Source organism: Flavobacterium piscisymbiosum (assembly GCF_020905295.1).
GTDB lineage: Bacteria > Bacteroidota > Bacteroidia > Flavobacteriales > Flavobacteriaceae > Flavobacterium > Flavobacterium piscisymbiosum.
On the sequence record NZ_JAJJMM010000001.1, the window covers coordinates 3,984,297 to 4,006,982 of the forward strand.

The following is a 22,686-nucleotide window of genomic DNA, read 5'->3' on the forward strand; positions in this document are numbered from 1 at the left end:
TAACTAAATAATTAACCAAATTTTAACTTTTATGAAAAACAAGCTTAATTTTTTGCTGATTTTGGCTCTGTTTGCCTTATTGCATACTACAGCTTATTCGCAGAACAAAGTGGTTAAAGGAACCATTACAGATATATCTGGGTTACCAATACCGGGCGCAAATGTACTTGTTAAGGGAACCAAGACAGGAACTACCACCGATTTTGATGGTAAGTATTCTGTAAATGCAACTCAGGGACAGGTATTGGTTTTTTCCTCGACAGGTTCTAAAACACAGGAAATTGCTGTGGGAACAAATTCAGAAATCAATGTAAAACTGGCAGATGATGTGTCTCAGCTTAACGAGGTGGTTGTTGTAGGTTACGGTACACAAAAGAAATCTGATGTAACCGGTGCTGTTGCAAGTGTAACCGCGGAGCAATTAATGAACAGACCAGTTTCGAATGCTCTTGAAGCATTACAAGGAAAAGCTGCCGGAGTTGATATTACCAGCAACGAGCGTCCGGGTTCTATTGGTACGGTTCGTATTCGTGGTACTCGTTCATTAACAGCAAGTAATAATCCGCTTTATGTAGTAGATGGTGTGCCTTTAATGTCGGATTCATCTATAGAAACACTGAACCCGAGGGATATTGCATCGATCGATGTTCTTAAGGATGCATCTGCAACCGCTATTTACGGTTCTCGTGGAGCAAACGGGGTTATCATTGTTACAACCAAACAAGGTAAGGCCGGGGTTTTTACATTAAACTATGCAGGAACATTAACAACTTCTAGTGTTGTAGACAGAGCACCATCAATGAATGCGGAAGATTTTATTCAATTCAGACGTTGGGCTGCTTATAACCTTAATCCAACGCTTTATGCACATCCGAATTCTCCGACTATGGCGAATGACAAATTGATTTTTGACAGCGCATTAGACGGACAAACTTCAAGAGATAATGTATTGAAAGGATGGCAAAGTGGAACTTGGGATGCTTCTAAAGTAACCAATACAGACTGGACTGATTTTGTAACTCAGGCAGGAATCACTAAAGAGCATGTATTAAGTGCCAGTGGTGGTTCAGAAAAAATCAATACATACGCATCGCTTGGATTTTTAGATAATGAAGGAACTCAAAAAGGGCAATGGTACAAGCGTTACACGGCTAAATTAAGTTCAAACATAAACCCTGTTGACTGGTTTGGTATGACGGCGTCTTTAAACGTTTCATGGAGTACACAGGATTACGGTATGTCTACTTTACAGGCAAGAAGCGGAACATCGCCAAATGCCATTCTTGGAGCAGCAAAATCAATTTATAATATTGCAGTTCCTTATGATGCAAATGGTAAAATGATTATTAATCCGGGTGGAGAATCTGGTGTTTACACGATCATAGACGAATGGGACAAAAGTACTCAACAGTCTCAAACGCTTCGTGCTTTAGGTAATTTTTCTGCCAATTTTAATATTGGAAAACTATACCAGCCTTTAGAAGGACTTAGTTATAAAATCAATTTTGGGCCAGATTTCCGTCATTGGAGAGAAGGTGTTTATGTTGATGGAACTTCATCACTTAAAGTTAATTCAGATGGAAGCGCTGGTACTAATTATGCACGTTTACAAAACCGTAGAGATATTTCATGGACTTTAGATAACATCATTACATACGACAGAACTTTTGCTGCGAGACACAAAGTAGGAATGACTTTATTGCAAACGGCTTCATCATGGAATATTGAAAACTCTTCGATGAGTGCTAACAATATCCAAAAACCATCTTTTTTATGGAACGCAATGGGAACAGTTGATCTTACCAATCCTGCTAATAATGGTCGTATGAGTTCAGGTCTTACAGAACGTCAGTTAAGCTCTTATATGGCTCGTGTAAATTACGGTTTCGATAATCGTTACTTATTGACAGTGTCCGGTCGTTGGGACGGTGCTTCGCAATTGGCAGAAGGACACAAATGGGATTTCTTTCCTTCAGCCGCTTTGGCCTGGAGAGTTAATAATGAAGAATTCTTAAAAGGAGTAAACTGGATCGAAAATCTTAAACTTCGTTTAGGTTTTGGTACAACAGGTAACTCATCGGTAGAGCCTTATAAAACAAAAGGAAGTATTTCTTCTATATTTCTTCCGTTCAACGGTATGAGTAACCAGATTGCTTATACGACTAATGAGCCTTATTATACAGATACTCAGTTATCAATGGCGAACAAAGAACTTGGATGGGAAAAAACAACACAATACAATCTTGGAGTAGATTTTAGTTTCTTCAATAATAGAGTAAGTGGTGCTATTGATGTTTATAGATCATTTACAAATGATTTATTGATGGCGGTTAAAATCCCAACGTTAACAGGTTTTCCTTCGACTTTTGCCAATATTGGTAAAACAAGTAATAAAGGTATTGAGGTAACACTTAATTTAATTCCAATTCAGACTAAAGGTGGATTTACATGGGAAACCAACCTAAATGCAGCGTGGCAGAAAGATGAAATTCTGGAATTAGCATACGGTAAAAATGATATGCCGGACAATACATGGTTTATTGGTGAGCAAATCGCTGTTCGTTATGGTTTTGATAACTTAGGTATGTGGCAGGATACTCCTGAAGATCAGGCTGAAATGGCAAAATGGAATGCTAATGGTTACGGATTTACTCCGGGAAATGTTCGTCCTAAAGATCAAAACGGAGATTACAAAATGGATGTTGCTGACCGTACAGTTTTGGGTAACAGTAACCCAACCTGGACGATGGGATGGAATAACAATTTTGAATATAAAGGAATTGAATTGGGAATCAATATTTACGGACGTATGGGTTATTTGGCTGATTTAGGCGGAGAAGCTCTTACATCACATAGTAATCAAAGAGAGGTTGATTACTGGAGACCTGATAATACAGGAGCTGAGTTTCAAAAACCTATTTTGGGACAAGCAACATCGGGTTCTGCTGATAAATTCTCAGGGCTTCTTGGTTTCCCAAAAGCTTCATTTGTAAAAATTCGTAATATTTCATTAGGATATAATTTCCCTAAAGATCTGGCTTCAAAAGTAGGATTGGCCAATTTTAAACTTTATGTACAAGCGGTAAATCCGGGTAATATTTATCAATCATTAGATTGGTATGATCTGGATACAAATTCGACATACTCTAATCGCAGTTTCGTTATGGGTCTTGAAGTTGGGTTTTAATAATAATGTGTTGTAACGAATTAAGTATAACAAAAAAAGTAAAAAAATGAATACTATAAAAAATATCGGAATCAGTTTCTTGATCATGATAGGATTATCGATTTCTTCCTGTTCAAAAGACTTTCTTGACGAAGAATTGAACAATCAATATTCGACTGATTATTTTGACACACCAGAAGGGCTGCAATCTTTGGCAGTATCGCTTTATGGTAATATCCGTTGGCATTTTGGTTTCGAATGGTCGTATGCCAATACATTGTACGGAACGGATGAGTTTACAAACGCAAACGATTTGACCAATGAAATGTGGAATACTTATGACAATCGTTTTGGACCTATTGGTGCTACGGCAGCTACAGGAGCAGCGAACGGAAATGCTACAAATCCTGCGGCACTTTGGGATGAAATGTATTACGGAATTGCATCTTGTAATACTATCATTGCAAAAGCCCCAACTAAAATTGAAGATTTAAAAATTCGTAATCGTTGTTTGGCACATGCTTATTTTTTACGCGGATACAACTATTACCGTTTAACAGCCCAATACGGTGGTGTGGTATTGCAAACAGTACCTGCAACAGGAGTAGTTCGTAATTTTACACGTGCTACAGAAGAGCAATGTTGGGAACAGGTAATATCTGATTTAAGAAATGCGTATGAACTTTTTGAAGGTGAAGTTTTTACTTATGGAAAAGGAATTACATGGACAAAAGCTACTGCAGCTCATTTTTTAGCAAAAGCACTATTATTCCGTGCTTCAGAACGTAATGATAAATGGAATTCAGCGTATAAAACAAAGGACCTTGAAGAAGCAATTCAAGCTTGTAGTTATGCAATATCTGCCCGTGGCGCACTAACTCCTAATTATAGTGATCTTTATGCGAATTGGACTGGAATTGATTGCCCTAACGAACAATTAAGCGAAATCTTAATGGCTGCAGGACATAACGGAGACGCTGCTACAGTTGGTCGTTTTGGAAACCGTACGTATAGTTATTTTGCGCCACAATTTTCCAGTTTCTCAGGCGGATGGGTAAAACGTGGTGTTTGGATTGGAAGTATGGACTTTCAACGTTGCCGTCCAACTGAATATGCTTATGCAGTTTACGATCACGTAAATGATGCCCGTATGTGGAAAACGTTTAGAACTGTTTACGGAGCCAATACAGTAGTTACTGCCAATGCAGGAGTAAAAATTGGGGATCCGGGTATTGTAATGATATTAAATACTAAAGATGATAATACGTATAACGGTGCAAAATTTGGAGCAAGCGTTCAGGCGCCAACCTGGACAGATGCAAACGGCCGTTTACCAGAATGGACAACTGGAAAAAGACAAACTGCCACAGCAGGAACTCTCTCAGCTGTTAAAGGACAATATGTGCCTAACTCATCAGTTTTGTACCAAAACGGAACTTACGTAGCACCTACATTCAAAAATCAGCCAATTTGTAATTTCTTTGCCGGAATCAATAAAACAGAAGATGGTACAAGAACTGCAGAAAGAGGAGATGCACACCGTGATGTAATCATGGCACGTCTTGGTGAAACGTATCTTATACGTGCAGAATGTTATGCCCGTTTACAGCAATATGGTAATGCAATGCAGGATATCAACGTGATTAGAGCAAGAGCACAATGGAAAAGCGGTGAAAATAGATCGTATTATAACGATGGTTCTCAGGCGTTTAAAACAAATGCTTTGAACACAGGAACTTCGGCGACAAACTTTACAGCTTCAAATTTAGATATGAATACCTATTATTTGTCTAATCCAACAATACCGGTTACAACTGTGGCATCTGATTTAAGATTAACATCATTTCCTGCTAATTTACCGGCAGAAGATGAAGCTATTATTGCTAAAGTTGGAGCGGCAAGTGATTACGAGCGTGCCTTAAACTTTATCCTTAACGAATATACACGTGAGCTATTAGGAGAATGGCAGCGTTGGGAAACACTTTCCCGTACAGGAATGTTAATCAAACGTGCAAAAGCATTCAATGCTGAAGCAGCAACAAATATCACGGCCAATAAACACGAACTTCGTCCAATACCACAATCCTTTATTGATGGATTGCTAAATGATGACGGATCGAATTTATCTGATTCTCAAAAGAAAGACTGGCAAAATCCTGGATACTAGTATTTTTATTTTTTGTTTTTGAAACCGTCTCAAAAGAGACGGTTTTTTTTAGAATTTATCTTTTTGTAATCTTTTAGGCAGGAAAGCACAGGATGCTAATATCGTCTTAGTGTTTTAATTTTAAAGTCAATCTTTAACTGTTATTTTTTATTTTTAATATATTGAATTACAATATATATAAAGTGAGTCACTTCAACTCATAGTATAATATCTGGTATTCGTTGAAAAAGAATAAAATCGGTCACATGTAATTGAAAATTAAATAGAAAAAATGTCAAAAACTAATCTCAAATATCTTTTATTGAACATTGCATTACTGCTGTTTTCTCTGCCCGTTTTCTCTCAAAAGGATATGAAAAAAGAGAAATCTCATATTGCCAATAAACCTTTATATAGGGATCCTATTTTTGACGGAGCCGCCGATCCAACGATTATTTGGAACAATAAAGAAAAAAAATGGTTCATGTTCTACACCAATCGACGAGCAAAAGATACCACAGCAAAAGGAATAACCTGGGTACACGGAACCCGAATTGGCATTGCTGAATCTTTTGATGGTGCAAATTGGAAATACAGAGATACCTGCAACATCAATTATAAAATTAAAGAGGTAACGCATTGGGCACCGGATGTAATTCAGTATAAAAACTTGTATCACATGTATTTAACAATCGTTCCGGGAATTTTTAACGATTGGTACCATCCACGATCCATCATTCATTTAACCAGTAAAAATTTAATCGACTGGAAATTCGAGTCCCAATTGAAGCTGGCTTCGGAAAGATGTATTGATGCTGCTGTTTTTAAATTGCCAAACGGTTCATGGAGAATGTTTTATAACAACGAAAACGACGGGAAATCAATTTATTATGCAGATAGTAAAGACCTCTATAATTGGGTTGACAGCGGAAAGAAAATTGTAAAAGACAGGGGTGAAGGTCCAAAAGTATTTCAATGGAAAGGAAAAAACTGGATGATTTCGGATTCATGGAGAGGATTGAATGTATATTCTTCAGAGGATTTCCTGAACTGGAACCGACAGGAAAAAAACATTCTTCAAGTTCCCGGAACCGGAGAGGATGATAAAGTAATTGGCGGACATCTGGATGTTATTGTGAATAACGATCGAGCTTATATTTTTTACTTTACACATCCCGGAAGAACACCTGAAAATAAAGATATAGATAGTTATGAAACCAAAAGAAGTTCGATACAAGTTGCCGAGTTAGAGTATATAAATGGAGAAATTATCTGCAATCGGGATCAACCAGTTTATATTAATCTAAAACATTAACTAAAGTTTATTAAATATCTTATTTTTAATTATTTATGAATTAACTATAGAAATTATCTATTGAGTAAAATTAGCAAAAATACTTTGAAATTCACTTTTCATATTAACAAAAAACTACTATCATGAATTATAACCTGACCAAAATTATAACCGTTTTCGCTATCGGAATTTGTACCAATATAAAAGCCCAGACAAACGATGTAACGGCACCATTGCATTTAATGAAACCGGATTATATAACGCCATATATTATTCCGGAAAAAAATAATATCGAAAATGTATTGAGCAGAGTTTATACTTTTCTGGAAGAAAACACGGCTTCAAAAGCGATTTATGTAAGCGATAATTCAGAAGTAAAAGATTTTAAAAAAGCCAAAGGAAAAATAGCATTTTCTTCCGGTGCTTTTAGATTAACAAGTTACGAATGGGGCGTTACCTATGCCGGAATGCTCTTGGCAGCCGATGCGACAGGAAAAAAAGAATATGCAGAATATGCCAACAAACGTTTAAAATTGATCGCAGAAATTGCAGCCAATTATAAAACCGAAAATATAAAAGATTCTCCCGTGCATACCGTTTTACAGCCCAAAGCTTTAGACGATGCAGGCGCATTATGTGCAGCATTTATAAAAGCAAAAAAGAACGACCCAAATGCGCCTTACGATCCTGTAATCAATAATTTCATCAAATACATAAGCGAAAAAGAGCATCGTTTACAAGACGGGACACTGGCAAGAAACAGACCACAGGACAATTCGCTGTGGTTAGATGATATGTTTATGAGCGTTCCCGCTTTGGCACAAATGGGCAATTATACCGGCGATGTCAAATATTTTGATGATGCCGTAAAACAAGTTAATCAGTTTTCTGAAAGAATGTTCAATGCTCAAAAAGGACTTTATATGCACGGTTGGGTTGAGTCGATGGAGGTCCATCCTCAATTTCATTGGGCAAGGGCAAATGGCTGGGCAGTAATGACAATGGTCGAATTATTAGAAGTATTACCTAAAGGTCATCCGGGCTATTCTCAGGTCTTGTCTCAATTGCAAAAGCACATTGCCGGATTATTACAATATCAGGACGGAACCGGATTTTGGCATCAGTTAATAGATCGAAATGATACTTATTTAGAAACTTCGGCGACAGCCATTTATGCCTATTCAATTGCCAGAGCCATCAATCGCGGCTATGTCGACAAACTGGCTTATACACCCGCAGTTTTATTAGCGTGGAATGCAGTAGCTTCAAAAGTAAACGCAAAAGGTCAGGTCGAAGGAACCTGCGTAGGTACCGGAATGGGGTTTGATCCCGCTTTCTATTATTATCGCCCCATAAATCTATATGCTGCACACGGTTACGGTCCTGTTTTATTGGCTGGAGCCGAAATGATTCTGTTACTGAAAAACAATCAGTTTGAAATCAACGACAGTTCGATACAATTGAAGGTTAGGAGTTAATAAGTTAATGAGTTATGGGTTATGAATTATGAGTTATGAGTTTTTGGAAGCGGGTTAGAATTAATCTCGCAATTCCGTAAGCTATAGGGAGCAGAGTCGCAAGGAATAATTAAAAAAGCAATGATAATAAAACTTTGTGTCTTTGCTCCCGATAGCTATCGGGATTGCGCGATTAATCGACAAAGTATATCAACAAAACTTATAGACTTAATATAATAAAACAGATAAAGTAATTTAAAAAAAACTTAGCGACTTAGCGGCAAATAAACCAACAGCATATGAAATTAAAACCAACAATAAACATACTTTTCCTGTTATGTACAATAACAGCTTTCAGTCAGATTGGGAGAAGATTTCCTTCTGAAAAAAAGATCATCAAAGACCCCGTTACGGGTCAGGAATTAATTTTTTTGACCACAACATCAGCGGGAGATTCTAAAACCTATCCAACACATCCGCAATGGACATCTGATGGCGAATGGCTGATTTTCAGAACCAAAAGAGCCAATGGAGAAGCCGTCGCGGTTAATGAAAAATCAGGTGTAATGGTTCAGGTAACAGAAGGCGGTTATACGGGAACATTATGTATGGCGCAAAAGTCGATGAAATTGTATTTTATGCGTAAAGCACCAGAAGATAAAATGCAGATTATAGAAGTTAATTTAGCCGATGTTTTTAAAGACAGTCAGGCCGGAAAAATGAAAACTATTGCAGCTTACGAGCGTGTTTGCGGTACGGCTAATCCTGAAATGGGCGCTTCGGGAGATATGGCTTTGGATGCTGATGAAGAAAGAGTTTATTTTAGAATAGGGAAAGAAGAAGCAGCGAAACACTTAGATCCGAATATTAAAATCGAAAAGAGTTTTGGTCCAAGAAACATGGGCGCAGGACCAGGCGGAATTAGCAGTATGAATTTGAAAACAGGTGAATTCAAACATGTTGTTTCAGTTCCGTTTCAGGTGGGACATATTCAGTCGAATATATGGAATCCCGGCGAACTGGTTTTTTGTTGGGAAACAGGAGGAAAATCACCTCAAAGAACCTGGACCGTCATGGCCGACGGTTCCGGTTTAAGACCTTTGTATCCCGAATCTGATTATGAATGGGTAACGCATGAAGCTGTAATTTCTAAAGATGAGGTGGCAATGGCGATTATGGGGCATCGCAAAATCGATATTCATAAAGAAAAACCGGTAGAAGTTACAACTAGTACTGAAGTACGCAATCCTGAAAATCCCGGACAGGAAAGCAATTGGGGAAATTCAGGAACGCGTGAAAAACCAACAGGCCTGGCGATTGTAAACCTTAGAACCAGAGAAATGATTATTGCAGGACAAACCAAAAGCGGCAGCGGTTTATGGCACGTACACGGTTCATCTGACGGAAGATGGGCGGTAGGAGATGATTTTTCAAGAAGTTTGTATTTAATAGACCGAAAAACAAACGAAATGATGATGCTTACCACAGGACACAAAGAAACTGCAGCAGATCATATTCATCCCACTTTCAACAGAGACGGAACAAAAATTCAGATTCAGTCGGCAATGCTTTCTAAAGACAATCGAACGATGAATATTTGTATTGTAAATGTGCCTAAAGAATGGTTAAAACGTGGTTTTTGAGGGGCAAAGGGGCAAAGGAACAAAGTTTTAGAGCAACAAAGGTTCAAAGATTGGATTGTAGAGACGCACAGCAGTGCGTCTTCTGGTAATGAATAAATAATCTCGCAAAGGCGCAGAGTCGCAAAGTTTTTACTAACGGTGAGAATAAAATCACAAAATGATTTAATGTATTTCAAATAAAAAACTTTGTCACTTAGCATTTTGCAAAGCTCAAAATAAAAAAGCTTTGCGACTCTGCGCCTTTGCGAGATTAATTAACCCAATAAGAAAAAAAACTTTATGCCTTAGCGGCAAAAAAAACAGCGTAAATCCGTAAAAATCCGTTCCATCTGTGGGCCATTTTAAAATAATTCAAAATGAAGAAAATAGCAGTATTAATTTTTACTATTTCCACTTTAGCTTCCTACAGTCAAAGTAAATTAGGCTATTATGTTTATAGTGATAAAAGTAACAATGCCATTTATTCCGGAGTTCCCTGGCTGGATCAAAACGGAAATATAGTAAGTGCACATGGAGCAAATATTATAAAAGAGAAAGATACATTTTATCTTTTTGGAGAAGCACACACAGATACCAGCAACGCTTTTGTTGGATTTAATTGTTATTCCTCGAAAGACCTTTATAACTGGAAATTTGAAAGTGTTGCACTTCCTGTACAAAGATCCGGTAAATTGGGTCCTAACAGAGTTGGAGAAAGGGTTAAAGTAATGAAAAGCCCCAAAACAGGAGAATACGTTATGTACATGCACGCCGATACTCTGACTTATAAAGATCAGTTCGTAGGGTATGCGGTTTCAAAAAAGATAAAAGGACCTTACGAGTTCAAAGGTCCACTTTTATTTCAGGGGAAACCCATAAAAAAATGGGATATGGGTACGTTTCAGGACGATGATGGATCGGGTTATGTTTTGGTTCATGGTGGCGAAATTTATAAATTAAGTGATGATTATAAATCGGTTACAGAAAAGGTAAACGAAAATATTACAACAGGTTTTGAATCACCTACAATGCTTAAAAAAGATGGTTTGTATTATTTTATAGGTTCACATCTTACAAGCTGGGAGAAAAACGATAACTATTATTATACCTCAAATTCACTAAAAGGCCCTTGGACATCAAGAGGATTAATCGCACCGGAGGGAACATTAACATGGAACTCACAATCGACCTTTGTTTTACCAATTCAGGGAACAAAAGAAACCAATTATATGTTTATGGGAGATCGCTGGTCTTATCCTAAACAAGGATCTGCAGCTACTTATGTTTGGCAGCCGTTTGTAATTTCGGGAACATCAGTTTCAATGCCAAAGTATCAGGAAGCATGGCAAATTAATCTTTCAACTGGAATAGCTTCTGCTTTAGAAAATAAAGGAATAGTACTAAAAAACACTGACAAACAAATTCAATACAAAGGAAATTGGAAACACACCGACTCTGAAAGTAAATCAGATGAAAAAGAAGCTTCTTTTTCGATCAAATTTAACGGACGACAGACTACATTGTATAGCTTTTCAGGGCCTGAAAATGGTTATGCAAAAGTAGTTTTAGCAGATGAAAATGGACGTAACATACTAACAAATACGATCGATATGTACAGTAAATTTTCAATTGAAGGACCGGTATTTCGATCTCCGATTTTAAAAAAAGGAAATTACATTTTAACCGTTTATAATACAGAAGAAAGACCCAATTGGTCCGATAAAAAGAAAACAAATTATGGAAGTACAGGGAATTATATTTCTGTAAGTCAAATAAGTATTGAGGGAGGTTCAAAGTGACAAAGCAACAAAGGTTCAAAGATTGGATTGTAGAGACGCACAGCAGTGCGTCTTCTGGTAATGAATAAATAATCTCGCAAAGGCGCAGAGTCGCAAAGTTTTTAATAACGGTGAGAATAAAATCACAAAATGATTTAATGTATTTCAAATAAAAAACTTTGTCACTTAGCATTTTGCAAAGGTCAAAATAAAAAAGCTTTGCGACTCTGCGCCTTTGCGAGATTAATTAACCCAATAAGAAAAAGAACTTTGTGCCTTAGCACCTTAGCGGCAAAAAAAACAGCGTAAATCCGTAAAAATCCGTTCCATCCGTGAGCCATTTTAAAATAATTCAAAATGAAGAAAATAGCAGTATTAATTTTCACAATCTCAACTTTAAGTTCTTATAGTCAAAATAAGAATCTAAGCGACTTTTCTATTACAGATTCTAATAAAGTAACATCCATTTATATCGATAAAAATACCGATCCTTTGATTATTTGGGCGGTAAATGAATTGGCGGATGATGTAAAAGATATTACCGGGAAGCGACCTGAGATTATTCAGACGAATACCATTTCTAAAAAAGGTATTTATATTGGGCAGGTATCTTCTTCTTTTTTTAAATCGAAAGCAACTCAGAAAGGACTTTTAAATCAATGGGAAAAATTCTCCATCCAAAAAGAAAAAGACAATCTTTTAATCGCCGGATCAGATGTTCGGGGAACTGTATATGCTATTTTTGAAATAACAGAACGACTGGGTGTTTCTCCCTGGAAATGGTGGGCAGATGTTCATTCGATCAAAAAAGAAAATCTGGCATTACAACTTCCCCGAAAGGGAATCATAACATCGCCATCTGTACAATACCGCGGCATTTTTTTAAACGATGAAGATTGGGGATTACAGCCGTGGGCCGCTAAAACTTTCGAAAAAGAAACGGGAGATATTGGCCCCAAAACGTACGAGAAAATATTTCAATTGTTGCTGAGATTAAAAGCCAATACCATTTGGCCGGCGATGCATCCGTCTACAAAAGGTTTTTTTACTATTGCGGGAAATAAGGAAATGGCGCAAAAATACCATATCGTTATCGGATCATCGCATGCAGAACCTATGCTTCGTAACAATGTTGACGAATGGAAACCAAAAATTCATGGCGATTATAATTATTTTACGAATAAAACACAGGTCGATAAATACTGGCAGGATCGTTTGGATGAATTAAAACTGGCTCAGAACGAAACTATTATGACATTGGGTATGCGAGGCGTTCATGATAGTAAAATGGAAGGCGCAAAAGATTTAGCAGAATCGATTGCTATGGTCGAAAAAATCATTGTAAATCAGCGTGAAATGCTTTCGAATACCTTCAAAAAGCCTTTGGCAGATATTCCGCAAGCTTTTGTTCCGTACAAAGAAGTTTTAGAATTATATGATAACGGACTTAAAATTCCTGATGACATAACTTTGGTTTGGCCCGATGATAATTACGGTTATATACGTCGTTTGAGTAATCGTGAAGAACAAAAAAGGTCGGGTGGAAGTGGTGTGTATTATCATATAAGTTATTGGGGAAGGCCGCATGATTATCTTTGGTTAAGTACGACACAACCGGGTTTGATCTGGTATGAAATGACTAAAGCCTATGAAAACGGTGCAAAAAAAATGTGGATTGTAAATGTGGGCGATATAAAACCGGCAGAATATGATACCGAACTTTTTCTGGATTTGGCATGGAATATCAACAGTATAAAATCAGACGGACTTAGCCAATATTTGAAGGATTGGATTTCAAGAGAATTTACGCCTGAAATTGCAACTGATTTGAGTATTGTTTTTGAGGAATATTACCGATTGGCCTCACTAAGAAAACCGGAATATATGGGTTGGAGCCAAACGGAACCAACAACTCCCATAAAACTTTCTGATTTTACAAAGGAAGAATCTCTGAACAGAATAAAAGCCTATGATGCGCTCATTAAAAAAGTAGATAGTTTGTCGGCTTTTGTTCCTGCAGAAAGAAAAGCTGCGTGGTTTCAGTTGGTGGAATATCCGGTAAAAGGATCCGCTTATATGAATCATAAATTTTTGTATTGGAATTTAGAAGCCACAACTTCAGATGAAAATCAGAAGAATAAATATGAATTATTAGCTTCGGAATCTTATCAGAAAATCAAGGAATTAACGGATTTTTACAACACGAAATTAAGTGATGGAAAATGGAATTATATGATGTCGATGCATCCGAGAAATCTGCCCGTTTTTGATTCGGTTAAAAAAAATACTTTTTCAAAAGAAATGGCTATTAAAACAACGAATCGAATCGATATTCAGGCGAATAAATTCAGTGGTAAACAAGATGCAAAAGAATACAAGTGGAAACCAATTAACGGTTTGGGATACAGTAATAATGCGATTACTTTATTTCCGTTTGATCAGCATATTTTTAAAAATGAAAAACCTGATGTTTCTTATGAATTTGAAATTGATCAACAAGATAATTACACTATCGAGGTTCGTTTATTGCCCACACACGCTAACAATTTCGATCATGAAATAGGTATTCAACTGGACGGAAATGCAATACAATTTTTTAAAACCAATACAAAAGACAGAGAGAATACCTGGAAAGAAAATGTATTGCGAAATAGTGCGATTGTAAAACTTCCTGTTTCGAATGTTTCAAAAGGAAAACATACCGTTACAATACAAGTCAACCAAACCGGAATTGTACTGGATCAATTGGCAGTTTATAAGACAGGGTTTTAGTTATGAGTTATGGGTTATGGGTTTGAAATGAGAATTTAACCGCAAAGAGCGCAAAGGTTTACGCAAAGTTCGCTAAGATTTTTTAGTTGTTTTTTGTTTAGAATGAAAAGATCGCAAAGCTATATCAACATACAGCTTTGCGATCTTTGCGTTTATATATAATTCTAAAAGTTAAAAAAACTTGCGTTCTTTGCGGTTAAACTCTCAAAGAGCGCAAAGGTTTACGCAAAGTTCGCTAAGATTTTTTAGTTGTTTTTTATAAAAATGCAAAGTTCGCAAAGCTATATCAATATACAGCTTTGCGAACTTTGCATTTTTATAAAAAACAATGATCAAAAAAAACTTGCGTTCTTTGCGGTTAAATAAACATACAGCTAGTTTCTAAAATCAAACCATAAATTCATTTTAATCCCATCATCACCGCTTTTAATACGAATGTTGGTTGGCTGACTTTGAGGCCCTTGTTGTTCTAAAGGTTTGAAATCTCTCATCGCCGGAATTTCGTACATGAAAGAAATATCGCCTTCCGGAAATGCGGGTTGAGGATAACTTCCGGTGAAAGCATTTTTAGGCAAATCTGGAGTAAATAATCTTAAAAATAAATTATCAGATTCGCTAAAAACTTTAAATGATGAAGCTCCGGCTTTTAGGTTCGCGCCTAATAAATTGGCGTGATATCCTTTGAATTCAGGATAAATAAGGTTCTCAAAACTTTCTCCCGTAATAGTATTGTTGTATTCTTTCTCCCAAATGCCGTAAGTCGTTCCTTTTATTCTGTTTTTCCAGACATGGTACGGACCTCTTCCAAACCATTTAATACCTGTAACTTCTTTTTCAGGAAAACTAAAAGTGATTCCGAAAGAGTTGATTTTATCTTCAAAAAAAGCACCATCGAAACCTTCTCCGCCAGAAGCATTTTTTAAGGCAACCAATTCCATTTTAAATCTTCCGTCCGGCTCCATGATCCATTTTATAGAAGATAATCCGCCTGAATAGTTGACTTTACAAACGGCTTTATCACCTTCCTGAGAAACCTGAATGTCTTTTAATTTCGCTTTCATGCCAATTGGGCGAGGACCATTGGTAAGCGGAATCGTTGCTGTTTTGTTTTTTATTGTTACAATTTCACCCGTTGCAGCATCTATTGTAACCGTTATATCGTTTCCTTTTAAAGTAATTTCGTTTCCTGTTTTAATTCCTGAAGCTTTGGTTTTTGTATCTTGAACAGCTAAAAACTTATCCGCATAAAATTTTGCTTTATGAATAGGCCATGTCCAGGTATAAATTTCTTTATTGAATTGATCATAAGCAGTTACAGACAAAATATCTCCTTCGGCAAAATTGTTAGGAACAGCAAATTGAATTTTACGTGTTTCTCCCGGATCAATACCCGGAATTTCAATTTTACCCGCACTAATTTCCTTCGCAACACCATTTGTATAAAGTACGTCATTATCTGATTTTAATACTTTAAATTCCATTTTGCAGGAATTCAGATTACTAAAAAGATAATCGTTTTTGATTAAAAAAGAACCGTCAAAAGTTGCTGTAACTTGTTTGGGCTGAAACTGAATAGGCGCCCAAACTTCTTTTACCGTATAATAACTTCCTTCTCTTTCGCGATGCGGTCCCAGAATTCCATCGGCGGCAAGCGAACCTTTCGAATCAAATTTTACATCGCCCGTCCAGTCAGAGCGTTTTACGGCTTCATCGAGCATGGCCCACATAAATCCTCCGGCAAACAACGGACTTTCTTTATAACGGTTCCAGAAGTCCTCTAGAGCTGCTCCGTGTCCGTTATCGTACGTTCCGTGCATGAATTCGGTAGGGAAAAATACATTTTCACCGGCATTAAAACGGTGCATTCCTGTTAAATAAGTCGGATAATGGTGTGTATCCCAGCCGTTAAAATCAGCCCACGGATGAATCACAATTCTTTTTTGAGGATCATTATCAGCAAAAACTTTATCGACATCGTAGTTCCAGCCGCCTTCGTTACCATTGTCCCAAATAATTACCGATGCATGATTGACATCGCGCGTCACCATTTCCTTCACCAATTTTGTTCCCGTCTCTGTATCATACGAGTTTTGCCAGCCCGCCAATTCATTCAAAACAAAAAGTCCTAACGAATCGCAAACTGCCAGAAAGTGATCGTCCGGCGGATAATGGCCACGAACCGCATTCATATTCATGTCTTTTAATAATTTACCGTCTAATTCGCTGATACGCTTGCTGGTACTTCGTCCGCCTTCTGGCCAGAATGAATGACGATTAATTCCTTTCATGATAATTTTAGTGCCGTTTACATAAATCCCGTCCTGTTTTTTAAACTCTAAAGTTCTAAAACCAATTCGTTTGTTGTATTGATGCAGAATGGTTCCGTTTTGTTTTAAAACCAATTCCAGATTGTATAAATTAGGATTTTCAGGATCCCACGGTTTTACTTTATTCCATTGTGCTGCAATACTTTCTTTAGTGCTTTTTGCTTTAACAGGAAAAGTAAAAGTTTGAAAATTTTCTCCATTCGAGCCTTTTAACGAAGCTTCGAGAGTAGTGTTTTTTGGGATGTTTTTCAGGTTCAGGTCAACTGTTATTGAACCGTCCATTTTTGGGTTTACAGCGATATTTTCGATATGGGATTTCGGGGAAACTTCCAGCCAAACCGGGCGATAAATACCTCCAAACAACCACCAGTCGGCTCTTCTTTCGGCAGCATTTACAGATTTATTAGCAGAATGTTTCCAGACATGAACTTCCAATATATTTTTGGAACCAAATTTTAATAAGGATGAAATATCATATTTAAATTCATAAAAACCGCCCTGATGAATAGCTCCGGCCAGTTTTCCGTTTACTTTTACTTCGGTATCCGTCATCGCGCCGCCAAAAGCAATTACAACGTCTTTGTCTTTATAATTGGCAGGAATTTCAAATTCATATTTATACAAACCTTCTTCTTTGCTGGGTTCTTTTTGGTTCAGCTCCTTGTACCATCTTCCGTAGGTATATTCGCCAAAACCTTCTAATTCCCATTGCGAAGGAACATTTATTTTAGACCAGACTTTACTGTTATTTCCGCCGGTACAATAAAAATCCCATTGTACGGGATGTTCGAAATCTTTTCCCGAAAGATAGATTTTATCTGTTTGCTGCGCCGAATTATTTTGGGATATAAAAAGCGTAAAAGCAATAATACTAAACTTTTGAATGGTGTTTTTGAGCATCATAATTGGTTTGAATTCTTTGGTAGGTTAGTTAGTTGCCATCTGGTTTCGCAATTTCGAAACGAGCACTCATAGGCAGAGTCCAGCTGGAAATAAAATTAGGTTTATTTGGATTGTAATCCGGAGTTTCTTTTTTAATTTGTTTTTGTAACGGAATATCAAGCTCACGAATTCCCTTAAGAACGCAAAGTGCAATTTCGTTGGCTCCAAAACTATTAAAATGAGTATTATCGTCCAGCGCTTTTTCCTGTCCCGGAAATGTATTCGCAGGATATTGCACAAAAGCTTTTCTTGAAACTTCGTCGCCCCAGGCTTCGTATAATACAGTTGTCATTTTGGTAATATCGATAAGGGCAATGTTGTTTTTTTGGGCAACAGCGCGCATTCCATCAGGAAATTCGCCGTGAGTTTCTTTTAAAGTGCCATTTTCATTAAAGAACCTTCTTTGCGTAGGCGTTACCAAAACCGGAATCGCTCCTTTATCTTTGGCCGATTGAACGAATTCCTTCAATAATTCTGAATAAGATCTCCAGGCTCCATTTCCTTCGCCTTTGATTTTTTCGTCATTATGCCCAAATTCCACAAACAAATAATCTCCTTTTTTAATTTGCGAAAGTATCTTTTTTAAGCGATTTGCTCCTTTAAAAGAACTCAATGAAGATCCTGAATACGCATAATTGGCCACCACAACAGTATCATCAAAATAATTGGTAATAAATTGTCCCCACGATGCCCATGGCTCTACATCCTGATCTGTAACCGTTGAATCTCCAGCCAGATAAACAACTGTAAGATTGTCTTTTGGAGTGATTTTTATACTGTGAACAGTAACTTCACCTAAAAATTCAAGGGTTAGTTTATCATCCCAATTAAAAATCTCTTTTTCCCTGTCTTTCAGGCTGATATTCGTTTGATCATCGATTTTAATGTTTCTTACATTCACATTAAAAGTTTTTGTTACTTTTTGACCTTTTTGTATTGGGAATTCCCTTAGCATTAATCTTCGCGATTCGGCTTTTATGGTGACATTTGATGGAGTTTCATTGCTTCCTAAAACTACTTCGATCTGATAATTGCCTTCAGGAACTTTTACCGAAAAGTAAGTAGGTTTTGTGGTAGAAAAAGAATTTGAGTTGATGTTGACATTCGAAACTGAATTAGAATCAAATCCATAACCTAAACTTGAATTATATGCAACTGCGTTCTTAACTATTGTTCCTTTTGAAGTTTTTGCGGCAGTGCCAAAATAAAACAACAAAGATTTTGCGTCCTTATCATTAGCTGTCGAATTTACTTTTGGCTGCGTGGCAAATAAAAAAGCCGGCATACAAAAACAAAATAAAAGGGTGCTGATTTTTATCAATTTTTCAGGGTTTTAATTTATTTGATTTTCAAATCTAAAATTTCTGTTTCGATAAAGTATCCTGTACTATGATGTTAAAAAGAAAACGTATTTATTTTTTTGTTTGAAAGTTTATCAGAATTTTAAAATTATGAAATCGTTTGTTATAATGGCTGTTCTTGAGATATACTTTTGCAATTTGATTATTTGTTTAATGAAATCTTTAATTTTTAATATAAAATTGATCAATAAGAAAGGATAGTACAGGATAGTTTTCTTTTTTTGATTGTATTATTTTACAAAAGCAAATTACAAAGCATAATTGCTACTGTATAAAATGCATTTGTTGAAAATGATATTGTCTGAAATTTAATAAGGCAATTAAAGATAGATTGTTTAAGTTTTTAAGTTTGTTTAAAGCAAAAGTGGTTTTTTGTGGTCTAATGCCCGATATCCTTCGGGCATTATATTTTTTAGCAAAGCGTTAAAAATTTTTTCTCGCAGATTTGCTTCGCCTGTTCGCTATCGCTCGGGTTGCAGATTTACTTTTTAATCTGTTTAATTCTTTATCAGGATACTATCGTGAATAGCTTCATTTAAACACATAGAAACATAGATTTAATGTGTAGAAAAAGGAAGCAAAAAGAAATATATTTCTTCACATAGCTATGTGCATTTTTATTAAGTGAAATGCCTTTTTTAGTAAACAAAAGCTATGTTTCTATGTGTTTTAAAAAAAATGGTTTTTCTTTTATTGTGAATAAATTAATTAAAAAAAAATAAAACTCCATCATGAAAAAAATAACGTTTTGCTATTGCCTTTTAGTCTCGCTTATTTTTTTATCCTTCAAAAAAGATGCAACTTCTGTAACTCAAACAGAAGTCGTAGTAAAAGCGCCTTTTGAAATGCCGGCGATCAAAATTCCTGATTTTAGTAAATGCAAACAATTTTCGATTACAGATTTTGGAGCTATTAAAGGCAATAAAGAAAAAACATCAGAAGCGATTAATAAAACGATTGCCAAAGCCAATAAAGCAGGCGGCGGAATTGTGGTGATTCCGGAAGGAGAATGGCTTACAAAGAAAATCCATTTTAAAAGTAATGTAAATCTTCATCTCAATAAAGGTGCGGTATTACTGTTTTCAGAAGATCCAAATGATTATTTGCCAGCCGTTCGCTCGACTTGGGAAGGATACGAATGTTACAATTATTCACCTTTGATTTATGCGTACCAATGCAAGAATATTGCGATTACGGGAGAAGGCGAATTGAAAGCAAAAATGGACGTTTGGAAAGAATGGTTTGCCCGCCCAAAACCGCATATGGAAAACCTGAAACGACTGTATTATCTGGCTTCGTACAACAAACCAATGAAAGAAAGACAAATGGTGAATGATTCGGCGCATTTTCGTCCGCAGTTTATTCAGTTCAATCGTTGCGAAAATATTTTGATGGATGGGATTACGATTACCAATAGTCCGTTCTGGACGATTCATCCTTTTTTGTCTAAAGATGTGGTGCTTAGAAACCTAAAAGTCTACGCGCACGGACATAACAACGACGGAGTTGATCCTGAAATGAGCCAAAATGTGTTGATAGAAAACTGTGTTTTTGATCAGGGAGATGATGCCATTGCTATAAAATCAGGAAGTAATCAGGATGCATGGCGATTAAATACACCTTCGAAAAATATTGTAATGCGCAATTGTATCGTTAAAAACGGACATCAATTAGTAGCAATAGGAAGCGAACTTTCGGGCGGAATAGAAAATGTATTTATAGACAATTGCACTGTCGTGGATGGGGCAAAACTCAATCATTTGTTATTTATAAAAACCAACGAACGAAGAGGCGGCTACGTAAATAATATTTATATGAGTAACATAACATCGGGCAAAATCGACGAAGGAGTTCTGGGAATCGAAACGGATGTTTTGTACCAATGGAGAGATTTAGTACCCACAATTGAACGCAGACTGACACCAATAAAAAACGTCTATCTCGAAAATATAAAAGCAACTAATGTCAAGTTTGTTTCCAGGATTTTGGCGCAAAAAGAACTTCCGGTAGAGAATGTTTTCCTTAAAAATGTTGCTGCTGATAAGGTTTCGGGTGAAAAATCCATTCATGAAAATGTAGTGAATTTTGTCGCTAAAAATTGATTGGGTTAAAATTTCTATTTTAATAAAAAGCTTAAAAAAAATGAAAATCAAAAGAAAGTATTCCCTAAAAGCCATATTGATTTTTTTGTTTATGATCAATTTATGCAGTATTTATAAGGTTTCAGCTCAATTATTAAATATTAAAAATGATGTTTTTAGGTATACTAAAGACGAACAGCCTATTAATAGTCAGGGTGGAGGAATATTTAAATTTGCTGATCCTGTTACGGGAAAACAAAAATATTATTGGTACGGCGTTCATTATGCCGAAGCGGATACGTATCGAAATGATCCGTCGGTAACTTTGCCTAATGCGACTTTTCAGTCGGTTACGTGTTATAGTTCTGTCGATTTGGTGAATTGGGTTTTTGAAGCAGATGTTTTATCGAAAGAAAAAGTCAATCAAAACGGTAAAACGTGGGTCGGCCGTTTGGGAGTGGCGTATATAAAAGAATGGAAAAAATATGCCATGTTTGTTCAGCATGATAAAGAAGTTTTAATTACTGTTTCAGATACCCCAACAGGTCAGTTCGAATGGCATCAGAAAATAAATATGGAAAAAATGATCGGGACGAGTAATACGGGCGATCAAACGATTTTTACAGATGAAGATACCGGAAAATCGTACCTTATTTATTCGTACGGAAGAGGCAGAAACAAAATATACGTTTCGGAAATTGGCATTAAAGACGAAAAAATCAATTTACTGGATTGTACCGAAGTTTTTAAAGGTGAAAGCCGCGAAGGAAATTGCCTTTTCAAGTACCAAAATAAGTATTATATGTTTGCCTCGAATATTTATGGCTGGGATGGATCATTTGCTTATTACTTAGTGGCTGATGATATTAGAGGGCCATATCTTCCAACAAATGAAATGTTGGTGATGAATGGCGCTTCGGAGGATTTTGCGCATGTTTCGCAAACAGGATTTTTCTTTTCTGTAAAAGGAAACAAGCAGGAAACCATCGTTTTCTGTGGTGACAGATGGGCCAATTTTGCCGGAAACGGATTAGGATACAATCAATGGTGTCCACTTTCTTTTGATGGTACAACGCCTTATTTTAATTCATTAAGTTCCTGGAATCTGGAAGAAAAAACCGGTATATGGAAAGTAGCTGATGACAATAATTATATTAAAAACGGAAGTTTCGAAGCGGATCGCAGGCACATTCCGAGCCCTGTAAAACCGGTACAAATACAACTAACGGGTTGGGCAAGTGAAGTTATTGAAGGAAACCCGATAGGATTAGACAGCATTCATTCTCCAGTTTTAAATCATTTTAATACTCAAAACGAAAGAAAAGTGGTTATTGGCGAAAAAAGCCTGAATATCAGTGATAAAATCAATTTTAAACGAAAAACATTCCAAACCATTAGCTCTTCGCCCTACGTAAAACTCGAAAACGGATTGTACACTTTAACGGCTAAAATAAAAAACAGTGCTGATTTCAGCAATCTGGAAATGTACGTTTTAAGTAACGAAAAAAAACTACAATACAATATCAAAGAAAAAAATGAATCCTGGAAAACCATCACTATTACCAACATTCCTATAAAAGGAGGAAAGGCCGAAGTTGGTTTTCTGGCAGAAGGAAAAGCAAAAGCATTTTGTTATGTTGATGATGTTTCTTTGGTCAGGATGAAAAAGTAAAAGCACAAAAAAATCCCATTGAATTGGGATTTTTTTATATTGTAATTTATTTAATTTTATCGATTCAA

11 protein-coding genes are annotated in these 22,686 nt (G+C 36.4%); 9 read left to right on the forward strand and 2 right to left on the reverse strand.

Features of this window, described 5'->3' with window-relative positions; all coding sequences use genetic code 11:
• Positions 1-31 precede the first annotated feature (31 nt).
• The 7 genes from LNP81_RS17205 to LNP81_RS17235 all read left to right on the forward strand — a co-directional run bounded on the left by LNP81_RS17205 (position 32) and on the right by LNP81_RS17235 (position 14,235).
• Positions 32-3,187: a SusC/RagA family TonB-linked outer membrane protein gene (locus LNP81_RS17205; protein ID WP_230037961.1), complete on the forward strand. Its 3,156-nt coding sequence runs from the start codon at positions 32-34 to the stop codon at positions 3,185-3,187.
• 46 nt (positions 3,188-3,233) lie between these two features.
• Positions 3,234-5,333 carry a RagB/SusD family nutrient uptake outer membrane protein gene (locus tag LNP81_RS17210; RefSeq protein WP_230037963.1) on the forward strand — a complete coding sequence of 700 codons (2,100 nt, stop codon included), beginning with the start codon at positions 3,234-3,236 and terminating at the stop codon, positions 5,331-5,333.
• A gap of 352 nt (positions 5,334-5,685) precedes the next feature.
• Complete coding sequence (locus LNP81_RS17215; protein WP_230037965.1) at positions 5,686-6,627, forward strand: glycoside hydrolase family protein; 942 nt, start codon at positions 5,686-5,688, stop codon at positions 6,625-6,627.
• Positions 6,628-6,749: 122 nt separating this feature from the next.
• Entirely contained in the window at positions 6,750-8,084 is a 1,335-nt protein-coding gene (locus tag LNP81_RS17220; protein ID WP_230037967.1) for a glycoside hydrolase family 88/105 protein, read from the forward strand.
• A gap of 278 nt (positions 8,085-8,362) precedes the next feature.
• Complete coding sequence (locus LNP81_RS17225; RefSeq protein WP_230037969.1) at positions 8,363-9,706, forward strand: TolB-like translocation protein; 1,344 nt, start codon at positions 8,363-8,365, stop codon at positions 9,704-9,706.
• Between the two features lie 356 nt (positions 9,707-10,062).
• Positions 10,063-11,484 (forward strand): family 43 glycosylhydrolase, encoded by a 1,422-nt coding sequence (locus tag LNP81_RS17230; protein ID WP_230037971.1) that lies wholly within the window; start codon positions 10,063-10,065, stop codon positions 11,482-11,484.
• A gap of 336 nt (positions 11,485-11,820) precedes the next feature.
• The gene (locus LNP81_RS17235) at positions 11,821-14,235 is read left to right on the forward strand and encodes a glycosyl hydrolase 115 family protein (RefSeq protein ID WP_230037973.1); all 2,415 of its coding nucleotides are present in this window, start codon (positions 11,821-11,823) and stop codon (positions 14,233-14,235) included.
• A 374-nt stretch (positions 14,236-14,609) separates the two neighbouring features.
• Here LNP81_RS17235 and LNP81_RS17240 read toward each other — a convergent pair whose 3' ends face one another.
• Both LNP81_RS17240 and LNP81_RS17245 read right to left on the reverse strand, forming a co-directional pair.
• Complete coding sequence (locus LNP81_RS17240) at positions 14,610-17,465, reverse strand: glycoside hydrolase family 2 protein (protein WP_230037975.1); 2,856 nt, start codon at positions 17,463-17,465, stop codon at positions 14,610-14,612.
• Between the two features lie 28 nt (positions 17,466-17,493).
• Positions 17,494-18,789: a rhamnogalacturonan acetylesterase gene (locus tag LNP81_RS17245; protein WP_230037977.1), complete on the reverse strand. Its 1,296-nt coding sequence runs from the start codon at positions 18,787-18,789 to the stop codon at positions 17,494-17,496.
• 807 nt (positions 18,790-19,596) lie between these two features.
• Here LNP81_RS17245 and LNP81_RS17250 point away from each other — a divergent pair.
• Both LNP81_RS17250 and LNP81_RS17255 read left to right on the forward strand, forming a co-directional pair.
• Entirely contained in the window at positions 19,597-20,967 is a 1,371-nt protein-coding gene (locus LNP81_RS17250) for a glycoside hydrolase family 28 protein (RefSeq protein ID WP_230037979.1), read from the forward strand.
• Between the two features lie 40 nt (positions 20,968-21,007).
• Positions 21,008-22,618: a family 43 glycosylhydrolase gene (locus tag LNP81_RS17255; protein WP_230037981.1), complete on the forward strand. Its 1,611-nt coding sequence runs from the start codon at positions 21,008-21,010 to the stop codon at positions 22,616-22,618.
• The last annotated feature ends 68 nt before the right edge of the window (positions 22,619-22,686 follow it).

Bases quoted from the DNA above. Each gene is read 5' to 3' on its own strand.
- LNP81_RS17205 (WP_230037961.1), top strand. From the start codon at position 32: ATGAAAAACAAGCTTAATTTTTTGCTGATTTTGGCTCTGTTTGCCTTA.
- LNP81_RS17210 (WP_230037963.1), top strand. From the start codon at position 3,234: ATGAATACTATAAAAAATATCGGAATCAGTTTCTTGATCATGATAGGA.
- LNP81_RS17215 (WP_230037965.1), top strand. From the start codon at position 5,686: ATGAAAAAAGAGAAATCTCATATTGCCAATAAACCTTTATATAGGGAT.
- LNP81_RS17220 (WP_230037967.1), top strand. From the start codon at position 6,750: ATGAATTATAACCTGACCAAAATTATAACCGTTTTCGCTATCGGAATT.
- LNP81_RS17225 (WP_230037969.1), top strand. From the start codon at position 8,363: ATGAAATTAAAACCAACAATAAACATACTTTTCCTGTTATGTACAATA.
- LNP81_RS17230 (WP_230037971.1), top strand. From the start codon at position 10,063: ATGAAGAAAATAGCAGTATTAATTTTTACTATTTCCACTTTAGCTTCC.
- LNP81_RS17235 (WP_230037973.1), top strand. From the start codon at position 11,821: ATGAAGAAAATAGCAGTATTAATTTTCACAATCTCAACTTTAAGTTCT.
- LNP81_RS17240 (WP_230037975.1), bottom strand. From the start codon at position 17,465: ATGATGCTCAAAAACACCATTCAAAAGTTTAGTATTATTGCTTTTACG.
- LNP81_RS17245 (WP_230037977.1), bottom strand. From the start codon at position 18,789: ATGCCGGCTTTTTTATTTGCCACGCAGCCAAAAGTAAATTCGACAGCT.
- LNP81_RS17250 (WP_230037979.1), top strand. From the start codon at position 19,597: ATGAAAAAAATAACGTTTTGCTATTGCCTTTTAGTCTCGCTTATTTTT.
- LNP81_RS17255 (WP_230037981.1), top strand. From the start codon at position 21,008: ATGAAAATCAAAAGAAAGTATTCCCTAAAAGCCATATTGATTTTTTTG.